Raw genomic sequence first — 24,630 nt, forward strand, 5'->3', positions numbered from 1 at the left:
TGGCCGAAACCGAACTCAGTGTTCTAGCTCGGCAATGTTTAGATCGCCGCATTGCCGATGAAGAAGCTTTACAACGAGAAATCCTGGCTTGGGAGGAGCGTAGAAATACCCAATTGCGAACCATCGATTGGCAATTTACGACCGATGATGCGCGGATTGAACTCAAACGGCTTTACCCCTCATTTCAACCTTGACACACCACTAGAGCCTGTTTGAAAAGTTGATTTTTCGTGTGCGAAGCGCACGAAAAATCAACTTTTTCAAGGAGCTTTAAAGCACACTCTAGAGTGGAAGATGCTGTAGGCAATGCCAAATCTTGAAATGGTGTTCATTCGATTCGTATTCGTGATGCTGGGGCCTACCTTGCTGGCAGGCAGCTTTGGTTTGGGCTTGTGGATTATGGCAGCCTATATCTTGCGAAAATCACAGCAGGCGCAGCATTGGCCTGAAACGATGGGTCGGGTTCTCAGTGCTGACGTTAAAGAAGTCATCATCAAACGCCAGAAGCATTATCAAACTGTTGTTTGTTATGAATACTTCGTTCAGGGACAACCCTATCAATCGCAACGCTTATCGTTTGGTAATGCGTGCCGGATAAGTGATCGTCCCACCGCCCAACAAGCTATTCGCCCCTTCCGCCCCACCATGCCTGTCAAGGTCTACTACAATCCCCGCAAGCCCCAGGAAGCCGTGTTGAAGCGGGAGAGCGATCGCACCCTCCTCTGGGCTTTAGTAGGATTTGGAGGCGTGTTCCTGGGTATGTCCCTGCTGATTGGCACCGTTGTCCTATCCAGTGCTCTAGAAACCTGTGGTTTGTCGCCTGATTCCACAGCACCCCGCCCCGGTTCACCCCGGTGGTGTTACATAAATTCGGGTTTAGTTCCCAAATAAAAGGTGTTGGTAAATGAAGCTATGCAAGGGGATGTGAAACCATAGTTTCACATCCCCTTGCATAGCTTCATTCAGTGGGCAGCATTAAGTATTGCCCATCCTGCTTGTTAGAACCGTTTCAAATATCGCTCCAGTTCCCATTCAGAAACGCGATTGCAATAGGCTTCCCATTCCTGGCTTTTGGTAGTGATGTAAGCGTCATACAGAGCTGGCCCCATCACTTCATAACTGAGAGGATCGGTGACAAAGGCTTCGATCGCCTCTCCCAACGTGCGGGGGAGCGATCGCACTCCTTTCTGCTGTAACTCCATTGGCGCGTAGGCATACATATTCTCAGTATGAGGCTCACCGGGGTCGAGCCCTTCGCGAATGCCCTCCAGCCCAGCAGCAAGAAGCATAGCCGCCGAAAGGTAGGGGTTACAGGCACTATCGGCAAGGCGACACTCAATGCGACTACCACCCAGGGGAATCCGCACCAGGCTAGTGCGATTGTTGCCATAGCTAGCATGGATGGGTGCCCAGGTGGAGCGAGAAGGTGTTCCCTTGGCAACCAGACGTTTATAACTGTTGACCGTGGGAGCCATCACTGCGGCGAGGGCAGGGGCATGTTTGAGAATTCCGGCTACAAACTGGTAGCCCTGTTGAGATAACCCCAGCCCCCGAGGATCGTCGTTGCTGAAAAACAGGTTTTCCCCGCTGGGGCTTGCCAGGGATACGTTGAAGTGGGCACCACTTCCGGCACGGTCGGCAAAAGGTTTCGGCATGAAGCTGGCTAGATAGCCATGTTTCTGGGCATATTCTCGCGCCATCAAACGGAAGAAGGTGAAGCGATCGCTCATCTTCAACCCATCTGTATAGTTGAAGTCGATCTCAAATTGGCCGTTGCCATCCTCATGGTCGAAGGAGTACACGTCCCAGTTGAGGTCGTTGATAGCTTCCACGAGTTCGTTGAGCCATGCGTAATTGTCGAGAAGGGTGGAGAGGTCATAGTAGGGGCGGGGGAGAGTGTCGCGATCGCTGACCGGCTCCCAGTTGCCTTCCAGGTCTTGCCGCAGCATATAAAATTCAGCTTCAATCCCCAGATTCAAGCGAAAGCCCATGCTACTAGCTTGGCCCAGCACTCGCTTTAAAACACCCCGGCTGCATCCCTCAAAAGGTTCACCACGAAACAGCAGATCGCTGGCAAACCAGGCAATCTCCTTGTTCCACGGCAACACAGTAGAACTGTTGGGGTCGGGTACGGCTGCCAGTTCTTCGTCATGTACCTCCTGGGGCAAACCGTCTACGGCTGCACCCACGAACAACTCCGAACCCCGCATCATCTGCTCGAAGTGGTTAATCGGCACCACTTTGCCCTTGAGCAACCCATGGATATCCACAAAGCTGGCGAGGACGTACTTGACGCCCCGCTGCTTGAGGGCATTTTTGAGGGACACCAGTTCCGGGGAGGAAAAGTCGTCCATGGGAGGGAAAAAGTTGGAATACATGGGGAAGGGGATGCCCGTTGACCGTCAACCTTACTACTTTACTGAAGGGAAGGCCCCTTCGATTGCTAAAAAAACTGGACTTTTTCGAGGAGGGACAGCTTAGCTATCTTTCCTCAAAAAAGTCCAGTTTTAATCTAGTGAAAGACATCCAGTGCTTCTAAAAATACCGGGTGTCTTTCATACAGGAGGACTTGCGCGAGCTTATTCGAGCATCGCCAGGTTACGTACAGCTCCCTGGTCGGCGCTGGTCGCTAATAGGGCATAGGCTTTAAGCGCTGCTGTCACCTTACGCTTGCGCGGTTGGGCCGGTTTCCAGGCATCTTTGCCCTTCGCTTCCATAGCTGCTCGGCGGTTGGCTAGCTCCTCATCGGAGATGTCAACATTGATGCTGCGGTTGGGGATGTCGATGAGGATGCGATCGCCATCTTCAATCAATGCAATGTTGCCACCTGCTGCCGCTTCGGGAGAAACGTGACCAATCGAGAGGCCCGAAGTACCACCGGAGAAGCGACCATCGGTTAGCAACGCACAAACCTTACCCAACTCCTTGGATTTTAGGTAGCTAGTAGGATAAAGCATTTCCTGCATGCCAGGGCCACCGCGCGGACCTTCGTAGCGAATAATCACGACATCTCCAGGAGCCACTTCGTCGCGGAGAATGCCATTGACGGCAGCATCCTGGCTTTCGTAGATGCGCGCTTTGCCCTCAAACACGAGAATGCTTTCATCGACACCAGCGGTCTTCACAATGCAACCGCGCTCGGCCAAATTGCCGTAGAGTACGGCCAATCCACCCTGTAGGCTGTAGGCGTGTTCTACATTGCGGATACAGCCGTTTTCGCGATCCAGGTCGAGGGAGGGCCAGCGGGTCGATTGGCTGAAGGCTTGCTGGGTCGGGATACCTGCGGGGCCAGCTTTGAAGAAGGTGTGAACGGCTTCATCCTGGGTACGGACGATGTCCCACTGATCGAGCGCCTCTTTCATCGTCTTGCTGTGAACCGTCGGCACGTCGGTGTGAAGCAGTCCAGCCCGATCCAGTTCGCCCAGAATGCTGGGGATACCGCCTGCCCGGTGAACATCTTCAATGTGATAGAGGGGCGTATTGGGGGCTACCTTGCAGAGTTGGGGCACCTGACGGGAGAGGCGATCGATGTCGGTCATGGTGAAATCGACCTCGGCTTCCTGGGCTGCAGCCAGCAGGTGCAGAATGGTGTTGGTGGAGCCGCCCATGGCGATATCCAGCATCATGGCGTTCTCGAAAGCTTTGAAGCTGGCGATCGAGCGGGGCAGTACCGATTCATCGTCCTGCTCGTAGTAGCGGCGAGTAATGCTAACCACGGTACGGGCCGCATTAAGGAAGAGATCCTTCCGGTCGAAATGGGTAGCCAGCACGGTGCCATTGCCAGGCAGGGAAAGGCCGATCGCCTCTGTAAGGCAGTTCATAGAGTTGGCCGTAAACATACCCGAGCAGGAGCCGCAGGTGGGGCAAGCGGAACGTTCGTACTCTTCCACAATCTCGTCGCTGACCTTATCGTTGGCGGCGACCACCATGGCGTCCACCAGATCCAGCTTGTGCTCGGAGAGCTTCGTCTTGCCCGCTTCCATGGGGCCACCGGAGACGAAGACAGCGGGAATGTTGAGACGTAGAGCCGCCATCAACATCCCAGGCGTGATTTTGTCGCAGTTGGAGATGCAGACCAGGGCATCGGCACAGTGGGCGTTGGCCATGTACTCGACGGCATCGGCAATAATCTCACGGGAGGGCAGACTGTAGAGCATGCCGTCATGGCCCATGGCAATGCCATCATCCACGGCGATGGTGTTGAATTCTTTGGCAACACCACCGGCGGCCTCGATCTCGCGGCACACCAACTGGCCCAGATCCTTCAGGTGGACGTGGCCGGGAACAAATTGGGTGAAGGAGTTGGCAACGGCAATAATAGGCTTCTCGAAATCTTCGGTCTGCATACCGGTGGCACGCCACAGCGCGCGGGCACCGGCCATGTTGCGTCCGTGGGTGGAGGTTTTAGAGCGATAGGTCGGCATGACGCATTCTACTTGTCTAGGAGATCTTATTAGTCTATTACTCGGTGGCTTACGTTTGCTAATCGTTAAATTTCAGGCCAGCAATTCTCAGTATGGGCCTCAAAGCCAGGAGTTCACGCCCTATGGGCGTGAACTCCTGGCTTTGAGGCCCGAAAACTGCGCGCCTTTGGCGCGCAGTTTTCGGGCCTGATTTCAAAATGAGAATTGCTGATTTCTGGCTGCAATTCTCATCTTATGCAGGCTTCTTTTGTGAAGCGGGCAAGATACCTACTTCACAAAAGAAGCTTTTGCTTAGGACATCAAGCAAAATGAGAGTTGCTAAATTTTTATAGTGCAGTAATAAAAATCTCAGTGCCTGACAAAACCTCTAAACCCAAAATTTTCGTTGTAAGGGCGAAATCTCTACAACGAAAAAATCTGGGTTTTAGACGTAGTTTTATTTTTTGGCTGTACTGAGAATAAAAATACTTCAGCCAGCTCCTGGATGGCATTGCTCAAGCGGGCTCATCCCTCATTCAGTGAGCCTCAGTCCTTTGAAAGGGTAGCGATCGCCCCTCCCAATACCTGTTCCATTTGGCTGAATTTTGGTGCACCTCAGTATGAACTTCAGGCTGGATTTTAGAGAACCTAATTCCTCATCCTTGGAAAGATAAGACAGATAACCGGAGCCTACCTTTTAGGAGACGTCAAGCCAAACTTGGTTTCGTAAGGTAACGAGTACAAGGCTTATGTTGGCGGTTGCAACTTATGAGTTGGCGATCGTACAGCAACCATTAAGCTTTATTCAAAGATTTTGATGACGTTTGGCCCGCTGCATCCAGGTGCCGACGCAACCTGGCTTCATTGCTAGGCAGGCTACGAACGGGTTCATTGCATACCTTTTCATATCGCCGAGGAGTATTCCCATGGCTGCACGTTATTTCGCTCTTATGAGTGGTCTTGCCTATTTATTAGTAGGCGTTCTTGGATTTATCCCTGGATTGGTGGGAATGCCCTATGCGGCCCCCGAATTAGCCGTTGGAGCAGGCTTTGGCTATTTGTTCGGGCTGTTCCCCATTAACGTATTGCACAACCTGGTGCATCTAGGTGTTGGGGTTTGGGGCTTGGCCTCCTATCCCCGCTATGAAAGCGCACAAACCTTCAGCAAGGGCTTGGCCGTTTTCTATGGCTTGCTGGCTATTATGGGCTTGATTCCGGTATTAAATACCACCTTTGGTTTGATTCCTATCTACAGCCATGACATTTGGCTCCATGCGGTAACAGCTCTGTTAGCTGGAATCGTCGGCTTTGCAGTGCCCAACAACCCCGCTGCTAAGGTCGAAGACCGCATCGCCGCAGGGACGGGGACGCACGGTCAATAACAGCGATTGCGCTCGCTGTGCCCCCCTAACATCCGGTGGCGATCGCCCCTCCTCGCCACCGGATTGCTGCAACTAGGCGCTAAACCCGCCGATTCCAACATGTTGTACACCTACACGGAGCCCTTCAATGGATCCCAAACAACTAAGCCATGAGCTACGGGAAGAAACTGGCCCGCTGATGCGGAGCCGTCGCCAAATCATCAGCCTGTCTATGTTGGGCGGTGCGATGGGGCAACTGGTTTCTCTCTATCAAACGGGTGTTATCAAGCATCTGCCCGATCCTCCAGGCGAGTTGTTTGATGCCGATCGCGTAGATGCGTCGAACTATGCCTATAGCCGCCTCGACACGCCGGATGGTCTGATGATGGTAACCAACTATGCCATCACCGCCTGGTTAGCCGGAGCCGGGGGCAAAGATCGGGCTCGTCGTAACCCACTGTTGCCGATCGCTATGGGAGTCAAACTCCTATTCGACTCCGTTGTAGCCGCAGAACTTGCCCGGGAAGAGTGGGCTGAAAATAAAGCTTTCTGCGAATACTGTCAGGTCGCATCTCTCGCTTCATTTGCCTCGCTCATCATCGCCTGGCCTGAAGTGAAACTGGCAATTCAGACGTTGATGAATAAGGCTCCTGAATCGCCTGCTGAAGAAAGTTAATTCCTGCTGGTAGTTCCTTATCTGGCATACGAAGGATCAGCGCTAACCCACGTTAACTTCCGATTTGCTGATTGGTATGCCTGGCATACCAATCAGCAATACCAACCAACACCCATGTCCGAATCGTGTTTGTGCGTCTAGCACATCAACAATCCATACCAACCAGTATCAAGGAGATTCAGTGATGTCCGATATCGATGATCCCAAATCAGATGCCGAAGCGCTTTTAGAAGAAACTGCTGATAATCCCGGAGCTCGCTTAGCCGCGCTCCGGATGAATCCCAAAATGGGTCTGGAAGAAGCACGCAATGCTGCCGAAGGTGAAGGGCCTAATGCTATGGGTGGAGGTGCTCCCAACCCCGACGAGGATCGGGTTGCCAGCACCTACAGCCCGGAAGGTTCCCCACTGCCTAATCCTCAAATTCCGTTCGCAGATGGAGCTTCTAGCGACGACCCATCTGACACGAATCAATAAAGTTAATGGACTATTCAGGTAAGTTCTAAGGTTGTCTCAGCTAAGCGATCGCATCTGGAAGGAATGCGATCGCTTTTCTTCTTAACCAGCGTTCAATCCACTCCGTCCGGCCCTGTACTTGGGAGGTTCCTGCATAAGAATTTACCCAGGATGTTGGTGCTTGGCCCGCGAAGCGGGCCAAGCACCAACATCCTGGGGGTAATTTCATTGTTGGAAATCTCCTTAGTAAATAGCCGTTTAAACTAGAAATAGGCACACCTCAAAGTTAATGTAGCGATCGCATGACAGCCACACAACCAGAGCAGGCTCAGCAGGCTCTTAAAAGGATTTATCTCATCAGTGGTCTGGGAGCTGATGAGCGTTTGTTTGAGCGGTTGAAATGGGAAGGCTATGAGCCCGTTCACATTCACTGGGAAAAGCCTCAACGGCAGGAGTCCATTGAAGACTACGCTAAGCGCCTGGCTGGGCAAATCACCACTCCCTGTCCTACTATTGTGGGCCTCTCCTTTGGTGGCATTATTGCCATTGAGATTGCCAAGCAAATTGACGTGGAATCGGTGATTGTCATTTCCAGCGCTAAAACGAGTTTAGAAATCCCTACGTATTTCAAGCTATTTCGCTGGTTTCCCATCTATCGCTGGTTTCCGTTCAAGCAAGTCCTGTGGGCTCTTTACTGGGTACTTTACTGGTTCTTTGGGGTGAGCAAACCTGAAGACCGCCAGTTGTTGAAGGCGGTTTTGATGGATACCGATATCGATTTTCTGCGGTGGGCCATGGAGCGGGTTGTGATGTGGAACAACAGTGTTGTTCCCGAACGCCTCTACCATGTGCATGGTATGGGCGATCGCATCTTCCCTCTTCGCTGGGCCAAACCTGATCTGCGAATTAATCAGGGCGGCCATCTGATGGTCTGGAACCAGGCAGAAGAACTTTCAACTTCGCTAGCTAAAATTCTCGCCCAGCACCAGCAACCCGAAAAACCTACACCTCTGCTGGTAACGGAATAAATTCTGATTCGGCAGGCACGGGAGGAAAGCGCCCGGCCTTCCAATCCTGTTTGGCCTGCTCAACACGTTCGGGACGGCTTGAGACGAAGTTCCACCATTTGATGCGATCGCCTACAGGTCCGCCCACTACCACACAGCGGGCAGGGTCAGAAGAGGCGATCGTCACTTCGCTACCGGGTTGCAGAATTGCCATTTGATACTGGGCCAGGGGTTCTCCATCAATACTCAACCCTGAGGTCACTGTATAAACAGCGCGTTCGCTATAATCCGCTGGCACGGTAAACTGTCCCTTCTTAGAAAACACCGCATCCAAATAGAGAATAGGTGAAAAGGCTTTGACGGGAGAAACATGCCCGAAGAATTGGCCTGCAACGACCGTGATGGTCACGCCATCCAATTGGCAGGTCGGAATTTCGCTAGCCGGGTAATGCTGGAATGAGGGCTCTACCTCTTCGTTGGCCTCGGGTAGGGCAATCCAGGTCTGAATACCGTGGAGGTGGGAGGATTGTTGGCGATCGCGCTCCGGTGTTCGCTCCGAGTGGGTAATCCCTCGGCCCGCTGTCATCCAGTTCACGGCTCCCGGCTGGATTTCCTGTACCGATCCCACACTGTCGCGATGCAATATCGCCCCTTCAAACAGATAAGTTACCGTCGCTAAATTAATGTGGGGATGTGGTCGCACATCCATGCCCTGCCCCGGCGGAAAAACCGCAGGCCCCATGTGATCAAAAAAAATGAATGGCCCCACCATCGATCGGGTTCCATGGGGTAACGAGCGTCGTACCTGAAACCCACCCAAATCCTGCACATGCGGTTCGAGAATCTGCGCAATGGAGGTTACCATAGGAGTTTGCCCAACAACACTGAGCTGATTATTTCACATAAGACAGGTGGCCGTACTTTAAGCATAAAACTCAAATGCTGTGCTGCCTGCGAAGCAGGCAGCACAGCATTTGAGTTTTATGCTTGGCTACTCGGCGGTGACGTAGGCTGCCGTGATGCCACCATCTACCAGGAAGGTGGAACCATTCACAAAGGATGACTCATCACTGGCGAGGAAGAGAGCCGCGTTGGCAATTTCAGGAGCTTTTGCGAAGCGGCCGGGGGGAATGTGGACTAAGCGGCGCTGACGACGAGCGGGGTCAGCTAGGAGTTCTTCGAGCAAGGGTGTTTCCACAGGGCCGGGGCATAGTGCATTCACACGGATGTTCTGGCGGGCGAACTCTACGGCAATTTCGCGAGTCATCGAGAGAACGCCGCCTTTGCTGGCGGTGTAGGCAGTTTGCGAGGTCGCTGCTCCCAAAATGGCTACAAAGGAAGCAGTATTAATGATCGAGCCTCCACCTGCTCGGAGCAGGGCCGGAATGCCATATTTGCAGCCTAAAAAGACACCTTTTAAGTTGATATTCATGGTCAAATCCCAAATGGCTTCTTCTGTGTCCAACACAGAGCCATCGTCAGGGTGAAAAATTCCGGCGTTATTGAACAGCACATTCAATCTGTCATAGGCTGATTCCGCAGCTTCAATCATCGCTTTTGTATCGGCAGCTTTCGAGACATCAGCACGGACAAAAGTTGCTTGCCCACCGGCCTCCTCGATTAAGGCAACGGTTTCATGACCCCCTGTTTCATTAACATCGCTGACGACCACTTGCGCCCCTTCCTTAGCAAATAGCAACGCTGATTCCCGGCCAATACCACTCCCTGCCCCTGTAATCAGAGCAACTTTATTCGCTAAACGCATACATACTCCTGGAATCACAAAATACTGCTATAGCACTGTGCCTGTAGATTTATCATGTTGATGTGTCGCACCATACATCAACGTCTTTCAGGGGATGCGATCGCACTTTGCTACATAGCAAATAGTTCTTGAATGGCGAAATAGGTGTGCCCATTCCACCAGCAGTTCTCAGTATGGGCATCAAAGCCAAGAGTTCGCGCCCGTAGGGCACGAACTCTTGGCTTTGATGCCCGAAAACCACGCGCCCTTGGCGCGCGGTTTTCGGGCCTGATTCCAAAATGAGAATTGCTGCCATTCCACCGTTCAAGAACTATTGAGCCTTAAATTGTGCATCAAAACTCAGAAGGGCAGTTTTTCTATCGCTTCGCGACAGAAAAACTGCCCTTCTGAGTTTTAGAAAGGTGCAGGATAGGAGCTTCTCCCAGGGCAGAGCCGTTTTGAGTTCTACCCTGCGAAATGTGACTAAAGGGCGGCGCTTGACTGCTTCCGCTCCCGCGCCGCTTCCACTAACCCCTGAAATAGGCGTTGATGTACGGGGTCTTGGGGAGATAATTCTGGATGCCATTGCACGGCTACAAGCCAGGGATGATGCCGATGCTCCACTGCTTCGACGACACCATCATCAGCGCGGGCGGCAGCTTGCCAGCAATCCGGTAGCGTGCGAACGGCCTGGTGATGCCAGGACATTACAACCAGATTCGTGACCTGAAGGATTTTGGCTAAGCGTGTTTCAGCCTCTATCTGAGCCGGATGGGTGATAGGGCGACGAGGGTTATCAAGACGGTGGGCCACTTGATCCCCATATACATCGGGGACGTGGGGAACGAGAGCGGCTCCTGTTGCCACGCTGAGGAGTTGCATGCCGCGACAAATTCCCAAAACGGGAATATCCCGTTGAAGTACCTGTTGAGCCAGGGCCAGCTCAAAATTATCCCGTTCTTCATCGACCAGATAAATGGTGTGATGGTGGTCACCGTCGTAGCGTTCGGGTGCAATATCACCGCCCCCGGCAAAAATTAAGCCATCAATGACTTCTAAAAACGGGGTCGGGTCGGCTTGCAGGGGAGGGAGTAGCAGGGGAAGGCCACCTGCTAATTGCACAGCGTCTATGTAGGCAGCAGGAAGGGTAAATTCGCCAGCCTCGCTGCGACTATAGGTGGTTATGCCAATGATGGGCGATCGCATATCTCAATTAAACTCCGTTTTGCTTGACAATACCTTCACCATTTTTTTCAAGCTCCTAATTTGGCATACGCGTTGGACACACAAAATTAAGGACTTGAGAAAAATGGCAAGCATGTTGGCTTGAAACCTGGAGTTTTTCCAGGGAAACAAGAATGGCTGTTTTCGAGCGCCATGCGTTGTACGGCACTTCAAAACGCCTATAACTTAAACTGAGTTAATTACGCGTTATTCGTCATTGTGTGCCTGGACAGGCAATTCAATGACAAATTCCGTGCCTTCGCCTGGGGTCGAGGTGAAGCGCAACGTGCCCCCGTGACGCTCAGTGATAATTTGGCGACAAATAGCTAACCCTAACCCGGTGCCTTTGCCAAGAGCTTTAGTGGTAAAGAAGGGGGTGAAAATTTGTTCTTGAACTTCTGGAGGAATGCCAGGCCCGTTGTCCTGAATACTAATCATCACCCAACCCGATCTAACAACATCGGTGTGGACAGAAATAGTAGGAGTATATTCAGGAGTGAGTTGATTTTTAGCGGGTGTTGTTCCTTGTAGAGCATCAATCGCATTCACCAACACATTCATGAAGACCTGATTCAACTGACCTGGAAAACATTCCACGAGAGGTAAGTTTCCATATTTACGCTGAACCTGAATACCGGGTTTCTTGGATTGAGATTTTAATCGATTGCTTAACAGAAGTAGAGTATTATCAATTCCTTCATGTAAATCTGTACTTTTATATTCCTCATCATCAAAGCGAGAAAAACGCTTTAGTGCTTTGATAATTTCAGAGGTGCGATCCGCACCGATTTGCATAGAGCTAAGTAGTTTAGGTAGATCTTCTTTGAGAAATTCTAAGTCGATCTGTTCTGCGGTTTTCTCAATGTCTGGGGGTGGCTCTGGATAGGCGAGTTGGTAAAGATTGAGAATGTTCAGTAAGTCCAGCATGTAATGCTGGGCATGGGACAGGTTGCCAACCAGAAAGTTGAGGGGATTATTCAATTCGTGGGTCACACCAACCAGCATCTGTCCCAGGGTCGCCATCTTATCGGCCTGAATCAGGTTGTGGGTCGTGGCATTTACTTCAGAGCGTGAAATGACGATGAATACCTTCCAGTACACTTCCGGAACATGGAAGAGAAAGGCGATCGCGGGTTCCTGCAATAGCCCATCTCGATCCAGTTCGTATTTTTGAAAAAGGTAGTCGGTGCGATCGCTACTGTTTAATGGATCTGCCAGGATGGCAGCAAACATCTGCCCTTCCTCATACTCCATATCAGAGCCTTGGCTCAAAATTTGTGCAATGTCAGCATAGGAAGATGAGCGAGCGGAAGCTTCTCCCAGGACTACCCCATCCATCTCGTTGACCATGGTGAGGAAGGGCGAGAACAGTGGAAAAGTTTCGACAAATTCGTGAATTGAAATAAATTTTTCCAGTTTTTTCCCATGACGGGTGGTGTAGGTTCGTGTCACCTGCTCACGATCTGGAAACGTAATAAATTGATTATTTCGGTCCAATATGAAAATATAGCCGCCAGATTTTTGTTGCCACCAATTAACCCTGGTTTGCAGGCTTTCTAATGTGAGATCAACAGTGACAACCCCAGCAAAGTTTGCATCTTTAAAGATGGGGGTGGTGCAGGTGATCATCAACTCACGAGAGTAGGGGTCCATATAGGATTTACTCCAAAGGCTCTGGCCGGGTTTAGCATACGGTCCTACTACATACCAGCTTTCACGGTGATAACCCGCTTCAGCTTGATTGTAACCATCCAAAAAAACTAAGGTTCCGGCAGAATTTCGAGCCCAAAAAAAGCTGCAGCGTTCTTTATCGGGATGAAATTGATAGGGTTCGAACCAGATGCCACCGCCTGCAATGAGGCGATCGCCCTGATAGTTCAGCACTTCTGGCACAACCTGCTGAATGAGTTCATCGTGAGGTGGTAAATGGGCAACGGTTAGGGCGATACTACGGGCTAATGTTTCCATCTCTCGCAACTGTGTAAAGAGATGGAGAATGAACGCACTCCCAATCTGCCCTGTGAGTTGCGATGACTCTAGAAGAAACGGATTTTTGAGCTGAGGACTCATGTTTAAAGGCGTGCCGCAGGTTACCGAATACGTTTTATATTGTCCCGTATTGGTTAATACTTCTAGATTAAAAGACGCTCTCAGTAAAAAAAGGTGCGCATCCAATTATCTCTTACCTGAGGCTCAATTCTGGCTTGACCCTTAATAAACATCTTGAAGAATTTTTTGAAGGAGATTTACTGTGATTAACCTCAGTTCGGGATAAGCGGCAGTGCTCATTTTGGCGTGCGCTTTGCGCACGCCAAAATGAGCGTTTTCGAGTGCCGCGCAACGCGCGGCACTCGAAAACGCCCTTAATCCGAACTCAGGTTAATTAACTTCAGTCTGGACTAAGCTGAAGTGCCCATTTTGACATGCGCTTTGTGCATGTCAAAATGGGCGTTTTTGAGTGCTGTGTAACCTATGTCACTGGAAAATGCCCTTAACCCGAAATTAGGTTAATGGCTCATTAAGCCTATCAGTCGCTTAACTCATCGGGCCCAAGATACTGTAATGCTCGTTTGGTAGACATTTCAGCATTTTGGGCCTGATATTTAGTGATAGCCGTCTACGGACTAAGCCCGTTCAAAGTAGCGGGCACGCTCCCAACTCGTGACAATCTCATCAAATTTACGTTGTTCTGTGCGGAAGAAATGTAAGTAATGTTCCACGACCTCATTTCCTAAGGCTACGCGTACCCACTCGCTTTTACTTAATTCATGAATAGCTTCATTGAGCGTCTTCGGTACCTGTTGTAATCCCTGCGCTTCGTACACATCCCCTTCAAACATCGGGGGTGGTTCAATCTGATTTTTGATGCCGTCTAGCCCCGCTGCCAGGGTCACGGCATAAGCTAAATAGGGGTTGGCATCGGCTCCCGGCGCTCGACACTCAATGCGTAGTGCTGGACCATGACCGAGCACACGAAAACCGGCGGTGCGGTTGTCGTAGGAGCAAGCGATACCTGTAGGTGCGAAGGAACCTGCCACATAGCGTTTGTAGGACGTGGGATAGGGGGCGTAGAAGGCAAAGATTTCGCGAATGTGGGCCATCCATCCTCCCAGGAACCAGCGGAATAGCGGTGACCCATGTACTTTGCCGTAGGGTTCATCCCCCGGAAACAACGGCATCTCTCCGGCCTTATCCCACAGGCTGACGTGCAGGTGCATACTGGACCCGGCATAGCGCTCGTCCCACTTGGCCATGAAGGTAATGGCAACTTCGTTGAGCCAGGCAATTTCCTTCGCAGCATGTTTGTAGAGAACATGACGATCGCACATCTCCAAAAAGTCTGCATAGCGCAGGTTAATCTCCTGTTGCCCCGGCCCCCATTCCCCTTTGGAAAACTCCACGGGGATGCCAGAACGATCGAGGTGTTTGCGAATTTCCCCAATCACAAACTCTTCTTTGGTGCCCTGAAAGATGTGGTAGTCCTCAATGTAATGGCCAATCGGTTCCAGGTCGTGGTAGTTCTTGGCCCGTGCTTCTTCAAAGGTGTCGTTAAAGACGTAGAGTTCCAGTTCAGATGCGCCCATCAGGGTGTAGCCGAGGGAGTGGGCGATCGCTAACTGATGCTTCAAGATATTGCGAGGAGCCACCGCAACAGGTACATCTTCCTCTTCGTTAATCACATCGCACAACACAATGGCGGTGTCTTCCAGCCAGGAGGCTCGGCGCAAAGTGCTGAGGTCAGGCACCAGGCGAAAGTCACCATAACCTGTAGCCCAACTGGTAAAGGCATATCCGGGTACGGGGTCCATCTCCATATCGCAGGCCAGCAGATAGTCACAGGCATGAACGCTGTGTTTCAACACGTCATTCACAAAGTAATGGCCGGTAATGCGCTTGCCCATGAGCCGACCGTAGAGATCGGGAAAAACCGTCAGAATGGTTTCAATGTGTTCATCTTCAACCAGTTGTATCAGTTCTTCGACGGTGAGCATTCCGCGGGGTGGGAGTTTGTTCATGGGAAGCCAAAGATGAAAAACAACAGGATGTGAAAATTGGTCGTGAGAATTTACACCAAATTTTTGCCAGACTAATCTGCAATAAAGACACTTTTCAGTTCGCTGTAATGCTCCAAAACGGCGAGGCCCAATTCTCGGCCCAACCCGCTTTGTTTGTAGCCGCCGAACGGAGCTTCTAAATGAACGCTGTGGCCGGTGTTGATGGAGATGACACCCGTTTCGATGGCTTTGGCAACACGGAGGGCACGGCTGATGTCGCGCGTCCAAAGGGAGCCAGAGAGCCCGTAGAGACTCTGATTAGCGATCGCCACTGCTTCCGCTTCTGTGTCGAAGGGCATGGCACATAGCACCGGGCCAAAGATTTCCTCACGAAAAACTTTCATCTCGGGGGTGACATCGGCAAACAAGGTGGGTTGCAGGTAGGCTCCATCCTTCAGCGCTTCCTGTATAGGAGGCGCGCCACCGACAATGAGTTTTGCCCCTTCAGACTTGCCGGAGTCAATGTAGAACTGGACGCGATCGCGCTGCCCCATCGACACCAGAGATCCTATTTCGGTGTCATTCTCTAAGGGCAAGCCCAGCTTTAAGTCCTTGAAGGCGGCTTCCAGACGCTCGATAAACTCGGTGTAGATGGGGCGTTCGACCAGGAGGCGCGATCGTGCGCAACAGTCCTGTCCGGCATTTCCCAACACGCTCCATACGGCTTTGGGGACGGCTTTATCCAAATCCGCATCAGCAAAGACGAGATTAGCGGATTTGCCTCCCAGTTCCAGGGTGACGCGCTTAATATCCTCCGCAGCCAGCCGCATGGCCTGTTTTCCAACCTCCGTAGAGCCTGTGAAGGAGATTTTGCGCACAAGCGGATGGCGGATCAGGGCTTCTCCAGCTTCAGTACCCGAACCGGGGACGATGTTGAAGACGCCTGAAGGAACGCCTGCTTCTAAGGCCAATTCGCCCAACCGTAGCGCGGTAAGAGGGGTCAGGCTGGCAGGCTTTAGCACCAGGGTATTACCCATGGCCAGGGCCGGGGCAACTTTCCAGGCAGTAATGGCGAGGGGAAAATTCCAGGGTGCAATCAGCCCACACACGCCGATGGGTTCCCGAAAGGTGAGGCTGGTGCCTGCCGCAGCAACGGGGTTAATGGTGCCCCCAATTTTGTTAATCGCTCCGGCATAAAACTCAAAGCAATCCGCTGTGAGATCTACCTCTTCTCGTGCTTCGCGAATAGGTTTGCCTACATTGCGGCTCTCTAACTGGGCGAGGCTCTCCCGCTCATTACGAATTAAACGCGCCAGGTTCAAGAGGATTTGGGTGCGATCGCGACTATTCACCCGTCGCCACTCGCTCCGGGCCTGCTCTGCGACCTGTACGGCCCGATCAATATCCTCGGCTCCTCCCCTAGCTACGGTTTTCCAGGCTTCCCCTGTTGCGGGGTCGATCAGCGTCGTTTGTTGACCTGAGAGAGCGGCGGTGCGATCGCCTCCAATTAAAAGCAATTCATCTGTCACGAACAACTACCTTTGAGGTTGTGATGGAAGAAACCGTTCATTCTTCGTGTGCATAGCACACGAAGAATGAACGTTCTACTGATGCATATGGGGACTATGGGTCTGCTCAATTTCTCGCATGGCGTGACCAACTAAGGCATCTTCTTCTTCGGGGGCCCGAGCGACCAGCTTCTTGCGGCTGTAAAACACGAAGTAGGCAATCATTGTTGCCAGGAAAATGGCGACACCCCAAACCCCAGGACGGTAGGCGGCATCTGAGAAACAGGCCAGCAGGGCAACGAGGGATAGCACAGCACCAACAGCCGCACCAGGAATCCCCAAAGGGCTGAGGTAAGGACGGTTCAATTGGGGGCGAGTAATTTTGAGCCGGATGTAAGCGAGCATCACCATCGTGTAGGAAATTACCGCTCCAAACACTGCCATATTCAGCAGGGCCGGGCCAACCGTGGCTCCTCCAAACTGAATCATAAAGGCACAGGCTAAACCAATGAAACTGCTAACGATAACGGCGATCGCCGGAGTATGCCACTTGCTGACAATTGACATCCAGCGGGGATAGTAGCCCGCCCGTGATAGGGAAAACATGACTCGCCCCGCCGCATAGAGAATGGTATGGAAACTAGCAACCAAACCTGTCAATGCCGCAATGGTCAGCAATCGAAAGATCAGCCCATCCCCAAAAATCACCCGAAAGCCGTCGGCAATAGGGGCACCGCTCACCCCAATCGCAGCAGCCCCAGTCAACGTTGTCCCATCCGCAGCCGTCACCTCGACAGGAAGCCCCGGATTGAGCACCAACACCAGCAGCGATAGACCCAACAGGGTGGCAATGCCCCAGATTAAGGCTTTCGGAATGTCACGCACTGTGTTGTGGGCTTCCTCTGCAGCCAGGGGCAACTGTTCAATTGCTAGATAAAACCACATGGCATAAGGTAGAGCTTTGAAAACCCCAATACCCCCAAAAGGTAGCCAGGCAGGATTGTTACCCTCAGGTGGAATATTGAACAGCAAACTACCATCAAACTTGCCGGAGAAGATAACAGAAATCCCAAAGATAATCAGGATGGCGGCGGCGATCGCCGTGACCACCATGCCAACTTTCAGGGTCAACTCAACCCCACGGATATTAATAAAGGCAAACAGTGCGTAGTACAGCACCCACCACACGGGCACAGGCACCCCAGGAATCAGGGTTTGCATATAGGCTCCGATGAAGAATACGACCACGGCTGGAGTGATCACATATTCAATGGTGTCGGTGACGCCACAAACAAACCCACCCAACGGTCCGAAGGCATTTCGTGTAAAAGAGTAGAACCCACCGGCATGAGGTAATGCAGCGGTTAACTCTGCAATACTGAACACCATGCAGACATACATCACTGCCATGAGAAGGGTGCCGATCGCCAATCCACCAAAACCACCTGCCCCAAGTCCAAAGTTCCAGCCCGAGAAATCACCGGAGATAACGGCTCCGACACCTAAAGCCCATAGCAAAATCCACCCAGCACTGCGACGTAATTTTCTTTTTTCTAGATAATCATCGCCAACATCTTCATAGCGAACAAAACCGCCTTTTTGATCGGGATCGTTCATAATAGGGTCTCAGAAGAAATAAATGTCTGTGGAATGCCGAGAAGAATGATGGGCAATAAAATATCACGGAGTCCTCTCACCCTTTTGCCCATGTAGAACACCTTAAGCTTTTCTTTGTAAAAGCTGTGGAATTCTATTTCAATCATCCCAGGGTTCGTTTTAAGGGTTGTTTTTGGTACACAAAAAAACTTAAAACCAGTTTTAAAGGGGCTTCAGTTTGCCTATGTTTGAAGTTGCAAGGTGCTTTGTGCCTTCCAACTTCAAACATAGGTTGATCTCCGCCGTTAAGTACTAGTAGGCTGGGGCAGAAGTGTACAACCTATTTTTTGTGGTGGGGTGCTTCGCACCCCACCACAAAAAATAGGCAACGAACTTAGGCCGTAGCCTCCTAGTTAAAAAAACTGTGCAACTCACGTTTGGGGTTGCACAGTTTTGCATGGTCAGAGAGTCGACATCCTTAGCGATAAGTACCCTTTACAAGGCAAAGGTGAGCTTCCTCTTCGGACGACACACAGGTCGTCTTACCCGTTAAAGGGTTATGAATATCCCACCAAACGTTGCCATACTGGTCGCGTCGTTTATACACCCTGGGTTCGTAGGCTTTGTCATGATAGGGGTTAACCACTTGATTGATCACCATCACAACCTCTAAAAGCAGTAAAAACCGAGTACGTTCATAGTTTGCTACCAACGCATTTGCCAAACCACCAAACTTTACGGAGTTAAGCCGAACTTAAGCACGCAGTAAAATTCAGGAACTTTATGGCATAGCTCATGACAATTGTATTGAGACTTTCAAAATAACCTGGGCAATGTATCCAAACTACTGTGAGATGGCGCTTCACCCATAGTTTGAAACTTAATCTTTAAGTGCTGGGTTGCGATACGGCAACAATGATGGAGCCTTAGAATGCACTTTTTTCAATGCGAATACGGGCTTCTTCTTCTGTCGCAACTCGGGTAATGTGACCCGTTACTGGGTTGCGAATATCCCACCAGGTACGGCCCTGGCGATCGCTCCGATAATAAACCTGCGGTTCAGTGTAAAAGGATTCTTTAGAACTGGCAGCAAAACCAAACATAGTAGTAACCTCCAAAAGGTGACAAGATAAGTGATTCAGATGAAGCGATTGAGAATCATGCTTCAGTCTGTATCAAAGGCTCAAACTCCACCACCGCTGTTTAAGCGGTTAGCTGGAACTTAAGAATCGAAGCGAGCAAATATGTGAATATATCTTTGCGGAACATCAACTCTCCGTGCAGCGTTTGTATTCAAAACATCCACGTTTCAAGTCTTTCTTGGGTTCTCAAAAACTGTCAATTCATCGTTGAAATCTGCTCTCTTGAACCTTGAGTACTACAGTAGTGGGATTTTTCAAGGCTGTCGTTACAGAAAAGGTCTGGACTTCAATGAGCGTAGTTCTGAAAAGGCTCATGTAACGGGTTAGAACTACCGGATTGATCATGAATACTTGCCATTAATCCGAGAGTTCTGAGCAGTGGAACAATGGTGTGCAGGTGGAGCGATCACACCATGATTTAACACTCAATCTGTAGAAATGAGTTGAGTGACGGAAACAAGTTCTGGAAAGGTCAGGTAAATTCCAATGTTACTGATCATCTTTTCCGATACGGCAAGATACGAGAGGATACAGGGCATCTCACATCCTCTCGTACCTCACAATTAGTAAGCAGATATCCAGTTTTCAGATGTTATCGAAAGAACCAGATGCCCATGGCGAGGCTGGCGGCATTCATCAGCAAACTGATCACCCCGGCCGTGCGAAGTGAGAGTTTTTCTCGGCTTAACATCGCTAAAAATCCGGCTTCGTAAACCGTGACGAGAACTTCTGAAATGACCAGCGCGATCGCATAAGGCAAACCAGCCAGCGAAATATCAAAGTTCCCGTAACTGAAAGCAAACGTCACCAACAGGCCCAGGAAAAAGGCTACTGGCAATAACACGACGCTCAGGAGAATGAGTTGCCAGGATTTAGCGCGACGTAAGGGGTAGATGCATAAAGCGTAGAGGAGGGCGATCGCTATACAAACCCATCCCCCCACCTGTGTGGGCCGATACTGAAATGGCAGCAGGGCCGAGGTTAACCCCCACACCACCGGATAAGAAACGCTATGCATTAACCCAAAGCTGACGAAGGTACGTGCCCACATCACGCGGTCAAACTTCAGTCGCCATAGAGCCAGCGCTAACACCAGGGCCTCCGTTGCCAGGGTAATTAGCAACCCCTTTGTAAATACAATCTCTTGCCCCCTGCGAGGGGAAGAGGGAGACTTTTGTAGAACGAGCGTTGCTTCCTCAATACGCCCTTGCCAGTAGCGATCGCCCCCTGCACCAAAGGCCCGCTCAGCGATGACTTGGCTGGAGTAGAGGCGATCGCCTGACTGCACCAGCACCCGAAATTGAGGCGGTAACTCCTTTGTCGTTGGTGAAAACCCAATTGACGCTAAACAGACTGTTTCATGGCACCTCAGATCATCGGGCAGGATGGGTTCTTCAGCCAAGCAGCCCGACAGAGTGCAGGAGCCATACTGAGCGACTAACGCTGGTTTCTGGCATTCTTCAGTCTCGCAGCCGATGACCTGTACAGCCTCCATTCCAGGCAACCCCTCAAATTCAAACCAGTTGAGGATAGGGGGAGCGGGGGAGTTGGCGTGAGCGATCGGGATGAACGTGAGCCAGAGGAGGAAGGTGAGAGCGATCGCAGCGATGAGGCGTGGGGTGGAGGAGTGGAACTGAGGTGTGTGTGAGGTCATCAGGTTGTACTGGGTGTACCGATTTGCAGACAAGGAATTCTTGTTCCAAGCCTATGATTTTGATCGTTGTACTGAGTTGAATGTAAACAATGATTCATCTTCTGCATGAGGCTTGGAGGTGGTTAAGGAAGGGGGGCGATCGCTCCGCATCACAAGCCATTCCTGAAAATTTCTATTCACCAAAATATTTGTTGCCGAGAAGGTGTAGATCATTAGGAGCATCTTTATATTGAATGGGTATAACTCCTGGGTGTTCTATCATTCCATGAAGCGCCAATTGAAGACCTATTAGAGAATGTCAAACACTGATTTTGACCAGGCCATGATGCGTCGCTGCCTGGAACTAGCCCGCGCTGCCCGTGGTAAAACCGCGCCCAATCCGATGGTAGGTGCCGTTGTCGTGCAGAATGGCGAGATTGTGGGCGAAGGTTACCATCCCAAAGCTGGAGAGCCTCATGCGGAGGTGTTTGCGTTGCGGGAGGCGGGCGATCGCGCTCAAAACGCTACGGTCTACGTCAACCTGGAACCCTGTAACCATTACGGTCGCACCCCTCCTTGCTCAGAAGCCCTGGTAAAAGCTGGAGTTGCCCGAGTCGTAGTAGGCATGGTAGACCCCAACCCTAAAGTCGCTGGAGGTGGCATCGCACGATTGCGAGACGCTGGCATTGAAGTGGTTGTAGGTGTTGAAGAGGCTGCCTGCCAGGAACTCAACGAGGCCTTTGTGTATCGCATCCAGCACCAGCGACCTCTGGGGATTTTGAAATATGCGATGACGTTGGATGGCAAAATTGCTGCTACCACAGGCCATAGCGCCTGGGTCACGACCCCCGATTCCCGTGCGCGGGTACACGACCTGCGGGCTGGATGCGATGCGGTCATTGTGGGTGGCAACACAGTACGGCGAGATAACCCGCTGCTGACCAGTCACGGGGTTGGTCACAATCCTCTGCGCGTTGTGATGAGTCGTCAGTTGGATTTGCCGGACGATGCGAAACTGTGGGACACAGTAGAAGTTCCCACGCTAGTTTTTACAGAAACGGGTGCCAATCCATCCTTTCAGGATGTGCTGCGGCAGCGGGGAGTGGAGGTGATTGAGGTGTCAGAGCTGACTCCTGCGGCGGCGATGGCCCACCTCAACGATCGCGGTTGTCTCTCCGTTCTCTGGGAATGTGGGGGAACGTTGGCCGCACGGGCGATCGCTGACGGCACTGTGCAGAAAATCCTGGCGTTCATTGCTCCTAAACTGATTGGTGGTGTTACGGCTCCATCCCCGATTGGTGATCTCGGTTTGACTCAAATGACGGATGCATTGCAACTAGAGCGGGTGACATGGGAGGCGATCGGTCCTGATTTGTTGGTGCAAGGGTATATAGCTTAACCATCATTACAGCGACAGGCTCATCCCCATTCGTGGAATACTCTCATACTTCAAGGGCAGCAGCATTTGTTACAAGTATTCACTTATATATAAATTCTCTGGGTAGAAATCAAAGTAAGCTGACTGGCATCCAGTTAGAACTTTGGGAAGGTAATTTTCATTCACCTTTTTGCTATTCAAAGTTCTACCCGACTTTGTTTAGCCAGTAACTATCGAGGAGTTTGTGTATGGTTATTGAAAACCGAGATTTTGATGCCCAGCATTGGGTTAAGACGCGCTCATCCCTCGATCCAAACCAGTCAAACTTTTTAGCCTGGACGGGTGCTATTCATGCTTTGATCCCAGGTGAGAAGAAAATTCGTCTTTTTAAGATGGTGGGTGTGAGTGTCAGTCGCTGTATCCCCGCAGAAGAAGGGGCTTGGGATTTTACCTCTAGAGAATTGACGTACTACCTGCATCCAGAAACAGGGGAAGTTTTGCAGCAGTGGGAGAACCCCTGGACAGGAGAATTGCTGACTGTTATGCATGTGGCTAACAATCCTGTACAAGGTTATTTCAAAGGCAAGTTTCCTGCTCAAGTCTATGAGGATAGTACAACCTTTGTTTTTGATATATTTTCTACTTATCCCAACCCTCTTGCGACGGATCCAAAATTTGCAGACTATAGCCCAAATCCAACATATCAGGCCGTTGAATTATTTAAAATAACGGTTCCAACTGACGAACTCTTAAATCCTGAAATTCTCACAGTTTCTAAACTACAGCTTTATTGGGATCGAATTGGCCCCTGGGTTCCCTGGATGAAAATGGGCGATCGCCCCGGTCAACTCATCTACAGTGCCTATGGTGGCAAAGTAAATGGCTTAGACAAATTGCCACAAATCCTAAGGGATGAAATTAATACTCGTGTACCGCTCTACAAGCAGGCTCCTCAATCGTATTTGGAGGGAGAAGATAGTACATCGTGGCTACATTTTCAAAAGTATTTTGATGCCTACTTAGCTAGAGAAAGATTTCCGTTACCACAACCGGAGGAGTAGTCCTAAGCGGCGGAAATTAATTTATGTTTGAGGGTGGGATGCGAAGCACCCCACCCTTAAACATAGGCTTGAGTCCTTAATTTCTCAACGTTGTTTCAACTACGGGTGCAGCCATCTGCTCATCTGCCGCTCTACGCGAGCGATAACGCTCGGAAACGAAATTTTCAGGATCAATACCCTCGAATGTCGGCGGCAACCAGACGCGAATGATTAACAACGCGCCTAATGCCAATAGAAAAACACAGGTCGCCATCACTTGAATCCAGGGTATCTCCAATACTCCGCGAACGATGATTTCTCGTAAAACGGAAACAATGGAGACTTCTACTGCTACACCAATGGATACCCGATGTTCCTTTAAGTAGATGATGAGTAGACGAAATAATTCAACCAGAATTAACAGGAAGAGGATATCGGATGTGACGAGGGGAATATCTAACGGTGGCAGCAGGGATAACACCATTTCCCGCAATTGCATTACCATGAAACTAAATAACCCAACGCACAGACCAATCACAATAAAATCTTGAACTGTTTCCAGAGCTTGGATCATGTGATCGCTACTCAACCATCGATACCAGGGCAAGGAAGACGTTGGCTTATCCATTGGCATTGACCCCCATAAACATGTTTTTAGAGTGTTGTTTTTTAGATGGGTGGAACGCATCTAAAAAACAACGGTTAAAAGGCACTAAACGTAGCAGCCTACATCCTCGCCGCATTCATCGGCTAAATAGCAGAGGGCTCGGAACCGCAAGCCCGTCACTTCTTCATAAAAGGGATTGAGCTTACACAACGGCGGAATATGACCGACCTTTCGGCCAAAGAGGTAGATATCCCGTTCAAAGGGGCATTGTGCTGGAATGAGTTGGCAAATTGTGTGGGCGATCGCCGCATCTCGAATCTCCATCTGATCGAGCCACCGACGTAGGGGCAAAAGCCCTTGAACGGCAAAGTAGTGACCCAGTAGACGAAACGGCAGAAGGATAGCCTTTAACACAATTACACAAGTCCGGTTCGACATCCCGACACCTCAAGAGTGACTTGTTTTCAGATTAGCTATAACCTCGCTAAATGAGAAGTCAAATAGGATATAAATTCTATTTATGTTTTATAATTTTCCTTAATGCTTGGCTTTATGACGGCCCCTATTGCGATGACTCGTGCCCTGGTTCTGCTTCTGTTCGTGCTTCTGCTGCCGATACTTCCGGCGCAAGCGGCTAGCTGTCGGGCGATCGCAGGTCACGAAATTTGCATTGTCGACATCCAACGCAGCGCGAAGAATTATTGGGAGTATCGCGCAGTCGTGAAGGTAGATAGCGTCACACGGCCCGTGGAGGTGTATAACTGCCGCGATCGCTTTCTTACCCGGCAGGACGGCACCCAAATTCCCTTTAGCCAAGAACCCGCTGCCTCCCTTGTCTGTCGCCTCTATCGCAAATGAGAAG

At 50.7% G+C, this 24,630-nt stretch carries 24 protein-coding genes and 1 pseudogene; 10 read left to right on the forward strand and 15 right to left on the reverse strand.

Annotated elements, in window-relative coordinates; genetic code table 11:
- Together H6F91_RS14470 and H6F91_RS14475 are read left to right on the forward strand one after the other, a co-directional pair.
- Positions 1-194, forward strand: a pseudogene (locus H6F91_RS14470) (IS630 family transposase); the annotation flags it as partial.
- A gap of 112 nt (positions 195-306) precedes the next feature.
- Positions 307-891 (forward strand): DUF3592 domain-containing protein, encoded by a 585-nt coding sequence (locus H6F91_RS14475; RefSeq protein WP_190769810.1) that lies wholly within the window; start codon positions 307-309, stop codon positions 889-891.
- A gap of 107 nt (positions 892-998) precedes the next feature.
- On the opposite strand, the gene glnT is transcribed toward H6F91_RS14475, so the two are convergent.
- A complete protein-coding gene (glnT, locus tag H6F91_RS14480) occupies positions 999-2,354 on the reverse strand; it encodes a type III glutamate--ammonia ligase (protein WP_190769809.1) in 1,356 nt (451 codons plus the stop codon).
- Positions 2,355-2,579: 225 nt separating this feature from the next.
- Complete coding sequence (gene ilvD, locus H6F91_RS14485) at positions 2,580-4,424, reverse strand: dihydroxy-acid dehydratase (protein WP_190769808.1); 1,845 nt, start codon at positions 4,422-4,424, stop codon at positions 2,580-2,582.
- Between the two features lie 484 nt (positions 4,425-4,908).
- On the opposite strand from ilvD, the gene H6F91_RS14490 reads away from it, so the two are divergent.
- From H6F91_RS14490 to H6F91_RS14505, 4 genes are all read left to right on the forward strand, one after another.
- Entirely contained in the window at positions 4,909-5,046 is a 138-nt protein-coding gene (locus tag H6F91_RS14490) for a hypothetical protein (RefSeq protein WP_190770224.1), read from the forward strand.
- A gap of 283 nt (positions 5,047-5,329) precedes the next feature.
- On the forward strand, positions 5,330-5,785 hold the full coding sequence (locus H6F91_RS14495) for a DUF4383 domain-containing protein (protein WP_190770223.1): 456 nt from the start codon (positions 5,330-5,332) through the stop codon (positions 5,783-5,785).
- Positions 5,786-5,912: 127 nt separating this feature from the next.
- Positions 5,913-6,440 (forward strand): vitamin K epoxide reductase family protein, encoded by a 528-nt coding sequence (locus H6F91_RS14500; RefSeq protein WP_190770222.1) that lies wholly within the window; start codon positions 5,913-5,915, stop codon positions 6,438-6,440.
- 184 nt (positions 6,441-6,624) lie between these two features.
- A complete protein-coding gene (locus H6F91_RS14505) occupies positions 6,625-6,915 on the forward strand; it encodes a hypothetical protein (RefSeq protein ID WP_190770221.1) in 291 nt (96 codons plus the stop codon).
- Between the two features lie 40 nt (positions 6,916-6,955).
- Here the strand turns inward: H6F91_RS14505 and H6F91_RS14510 are convergent, their stop codons facing one another.
- Complete coding sequence (locus H6F91_RS14510; RefSeq protein WP_190770220.1) at positions 6,956-7,123, reverse strand: hypothetical protein; 168 nt, start codon at positions 7,121-7,123, stop codon at positions 6,956-6,958.
- 73 nt (positions 7,124-7,196) lie between these two features.
- On the opposite strand from H6F91_RS14510, the gene H6F91_RS14515 reads away from it, so the two are divergent.
- Positions 7,197-7,922: an alpha/beta hydrolase gene (locus H6F91_RS14515; protein WP_190770219.1), complete on the forward strand. Its 726-nt coding sequence runs from the start codon at positions 7,197-7,199 to the stop codon at positions 7,920-7,922.
- Here H6F91_RS14515 and H6F91_RS14520 read toward each other — a convergent pair.
- The 10 genes from H6F91_RS14520 to H6F91_RS14565 all read right to left on the reverse strand — a co-directional run bounded on the left by H6F91_RS14520 (position 7,897) and on the right by H6F91_RS14565 (position 20,797).
- Positions 7,897-8,766, reverse strand: coding sequence for a pirin family protein (locus tag H6F91_RS14520; RefSeq protein WP_190770218.1), 870 nt, complete (start codon positions 8,764-8,766; stop codon positions 7,897-7,899). The genes H6F91_RS14515 and H6F91_RS14520 overlap by 26 nt on opposite strands.
- Positions 8,767-8,892: 126 nt before the next feature.
- Positions 8,893-9,666: a glucose 1-dehydrogenase gene (locus H6F91_RS14525; protein WP_190770217.1), complete on the reverse strand. Its 774-nt coding sequence runs from the start codon at positions 9,664-9,666 to the stop codon at positions 8,893-8,895.
- A gap of 462 nt (positions 9,667-10,128) precedes the next feature.
- A complete protein-coding gene (locus tag H6F91_RS14530) occupies positions 10,129-10,851 on the reverse strand; it encodes a gamma-glutamyl-gamma-aminobutyrate hydrolase family protein (RefSeq protein WP_190770216.1) in 723 nt (240 codons plus the stop codon).
- 225 nt (positions 10,852-11,076) lie between these two features.
- Positions 11,077-12,939 (reverse strand): ATP-binding protein, encoded by a 1,863-nt coding sequence (locus H6F91_RS14535; RefSeq protein ID WP_190770215.1) that lies wholly within the window; start codon positions 12,937-12,939, stop codon positions 11,077-11,079.
- Positions 12,940-13,493: 554 nt separating this feature from the next.
- On the reverse strand, positions 13,494-14,885 hold the full coding sequence (locus tag H6F91_RS14540; protein WP_190770214.1) for a glutamine synthetase family protein: 1,392 nt from the start codon (positions 14,883-14,885) through the stop codon (positions 13,494-13,496).
- A 71-nt stretch (positions 14,886-14,956) separates the two neighbouring features.
- Positions 14,957-16,393 (reverse strand): aldehyde dehydrogenase family protein, encoded by a 1,437-nt coding sequence (locus H6F91_RS14545; protein WP_190770213.1) that lies wholly within the window; start codon positions 16,391-16,393, stop codon positions 14,957-14,959.
- Positions 16,394-16,468: 75 nt separating this feature from the next.
- Positions 16,469-17,989 (reverse strand): amino acid permease, encoded by a 1,521-nt coding sequence (locus tag H6F91_RS14550; protein ID WP_190770212.1) that lies wholly within the window; start codon positions 17,987-17,989, stop codon positions 16,469-16,471.
- 457 nt (positions 17,990-18,446) lie between these two features.
- A complete protein-coding gene (locus H6F91_RS14555) occupies positions 18,447-18,629 on the reverse strand; it encodes a hypothetical protein (RefSeq protein ID WP_190770211.1) in 183 nt (60 codons plus the stop codon).
- A 265-nt stretch (positions 18,630-18,894) separates the two neighbouring features.
- On the reverse strand, positions 18,895-19,071 hold the full coding sequence (locus H6F91_RS14560; RefSeq protein WP_190770210.1) for a hypothetical protein: 177 nt from the start codon (positions 19,069-19,071) through the stop codon (positions 18,895-18,897).
- Between the two features lie 631 nt (positions 19,072-19,702).
- Positions 19,703-20,797: a hypothetical protein gene (locus H6F91_RS14565; RefSeq protein WP_190770209.1), complete on the reverse strand. Its 1,095-nt coding sequence runs from the start codon at positions 20,795-20,797 to the stop codon at positions 19,703-19,705.
- Between the two features lie 262 nt (positions 20,798-21,059).
- Between H6F91_RS14565 and ribD the strand changes: the two genes are divergently transcribed.
- Positions 21,060-22,142 (forward strand): bifunctional diaminohydroxyphosphoribosylaminopyrimidine deaminase/5-amino-6-(5-phosphoribosylamino)uracil reductase RibD, encoded by a 1,083-nt coding sequence (gene ribD, locus H6F91_RS14570; protein WP_190770208.1) that lies wholly within the window; start codon positions 21,060-21,062, stop codon positions 22,140-22,142.
- A 227-nt stretch (positions 22,143-22,369) separates the two neighbouring features.
- Positions 22,370-23,182: a DUF1838 domain-containing protein gene (locus H6F91_RS14575; protein WP_190770207.1), complete on the forward strand. Its 813-nt coding sequence runs from the start codon at positions 22,370-22,372 to the stop codon at positions 23,180-23,182.
- A gap of 76 nt (positions 23,183-23,258) precedes the next feature.
- Here H6F91_RS14575 and H6F91_RS14580 read toward each other — a convergent pair whose 3' ends face one another.
- Together H6F91_RS14580 and H6F91_RS14585 are read right to left on the reverse strand one after the other, a co-directional pair.
- Positions 23,259-23,795, reverse strand: coding sequence for a phosphate-starvation-inducible PsiE family protein (locus H6F91_RS14580; protein WP_190770206.1), 537 nt, complete (start codon positions 23,793-23,795; stop codon positions 23,259-23,261).
- A 78-nt stretch (positions 23,796-23,873) separates the two neighbouring features.
- The gene (locus H6F91_RS14585) at positions 23,874-24,206 is read right to left on the reverse strand and encodes a Mo-dependent nitrogenase C-terminal domain-containing protein (protein WP_190770205.1); all 333 of its coding nucleotides are present in this window, start codon (positions 24,204-24,206) and stop codon (positions 23,874-23,876) included.
- Between the two features lie 114 nt (positions 24,207-24,320).
- Here H6F91_RS14585 and H6F91_RS14590 point away from each other — a divergent pair, with 114 nt between their 5' ends.
- A complete protein-coding gene (locus H6F91_RS14590; protein WP_242035800.1) occupies positions 24,321-24,626 on the forward strand; it encodes a hypothetical protein in 306 nt (101 codons plus the stop codon).
- Positions 24,627-24,630: the final 4 nt, after the last annotated feature.

The organism is Leptolyngbya sp. FACHB-8 (genome assembly GCF_014695575.1).
Taxonomy (GTDB): domain Bacteria; phylum Cyanobacteriota; class Cyanobacteriia; order Elainellales; family Elainellaceae; genus Vacuolonema.

Bases quoted from the DNA above. Each gene is read 5' to 3' on its own strand.
- H6F91_RS14585 (WP_190770205.1), bottom strand. From the start codon at position 24,206: ATGTCGAACCGGACTTGTGTAATTGTGTTAAAGGCTATCCTTCTGCCG.
- H6F91_RS14575 (WP_190770207.1), top strand. From the start codon at position 22,370: ATGGTTATTGAAAACCGAGATTTTGATGCCCAGCATTGGGTTAAGACG.
- H6F91_RS14505 (WP_190770221.1), top strand. From the start codon at position 6,625: ATGTCCGATATCGATGATCCCAAATCAGATGCCGAAGCGCTTTTAGAA.
- H6F91_RS14555 (WP_190770211.1), bottom strand. From the start codon at position 18,629: ATGGTGATCAATCAAGTGGTTAACCCCTATCATGACAAAGCCTACGAA.
- H6F91_RS14495 (WP_190770223.1), top strand. From the start codon at position 5,330: ATGGCTGCACGTTATTTCGCTCTTATGAGTGGTCTTGCCTATTTATTA.
- H6F91_RS14590 (WP_242035800.1), top strand. From the start codon at position 24,321: ATGACGGCCCCTATTGCGATGACTCGTGCCCTGGTTCTGCTTCTGTTC.
- H6F91_RS14515 (WP_190770219.1), top strand. From the start codon at position 7,197: ATGACAGCCACACAACCAGAGCAGGCTCAGCAGGCTCTTAAAAGGATT.
- H6F91_RS14560 (WP_190770210.1), bottom strand. From the start codon at position 19,071: ATGTTTGGTTTTGCTGCCAGTTCTAAAGAATCCTTTTACACTGAACCG.
- H6F91_RS14530 (WP_190770216.1), bottom strand. From the start codon at position 10,851: ATGCGATCGCCCATCATTGGCATAACCACCTATAGTCGCAGCGAGGCT.
- H6F91_RS14490 (WP_190770224.1), top strand. From the start codon at position 4,909: ATGGCATTGCTCAAGCGGGCTCATCCCTCATTCAGTGAGCCTCAGTCC.
- H6F91_RS14550 (WP_190770212.1), bottom strand. From the start codon at position 17,989: ATGAACGATCCCGATCAAAAAGGCGGTTTTGTTCGCTATGAAGATGTT.
- H6F91_RS14500 (WP_190770222.1), top strand. From the start codon at position 5,913: ATGGATCCCAAACAACTAAGCCATGAGCTACGGGAAGAAACTGGCCCG.
- H6F91_RS14510 (WP_190770220.1), bottom strand. From the start codon at position 7,123: ATGAAATTACCCCCAGGATGTTGGTGCTTGGCCCGCTTCGCGGGCCAA.
- ribD (WP_190770208.1), top strand. From the start codon at position 21,060: ATGTCAAACACTGATTTTGACCAGGCCATGATGCGTCGCTGCCTGGAA.
- H6F91_RS14535 (WP_190770215.1), bottom strand. From the start codon at position 12,939: ATGAGTCCTCAGCTCAAAAATCCGTTTCTTCTAGAGTCATCGCAACTC.
- H6F91_RS14520 (WP_190770218.1), bottom strand. From the start codon at position 8,766: ATGGTAACCTCCATTGCGCAGATTCTCGAACCGCATGTGCAGGATTTG.
- H6F91_RS14540 (WP_190770214.1), bottom strand. From the start codon at position 14,885: ATGAACAAACTCCCACCCCGCGGAATGCTCACCGTCGAAGAACTGATA.
- H6F91_RS14475 (WP_190769810.1), top strand. From the start codon at position 307: ATGCCAAATCTTGAAATGGTGTTCATTCGATTCGTATTCGTGATGCTG.
- H6F91_RS14525 (WP_190770217.1), bottom strand. From the start codon at position 9,666: ATGCGTTTAGCGAATAAAGTTGCTCTGATTACAGGGGCAGGGAGTGGT.
- glnT (WP_190769809.1), bottom strand. From the start codon at position 2,354: ATGGACGACTTTTCCTCCCCGGAACTGGTGTCCCTCAAAAATGCCCTC.
- H6F91_RS14580 (WP_190770206.1), bottom strand. From the start codon at position 23,795: ATGCCAATGGATAAGCCAACGTCTTCCTTGCCCTGGTATCGATGGTTG.
- ilvD (WP_190769808.1), bottom strand. From the start codon at position 4,424: ATGCCGACCTATCGCTCTAAAACCTCCACCCACGGACGCAACATGGCC.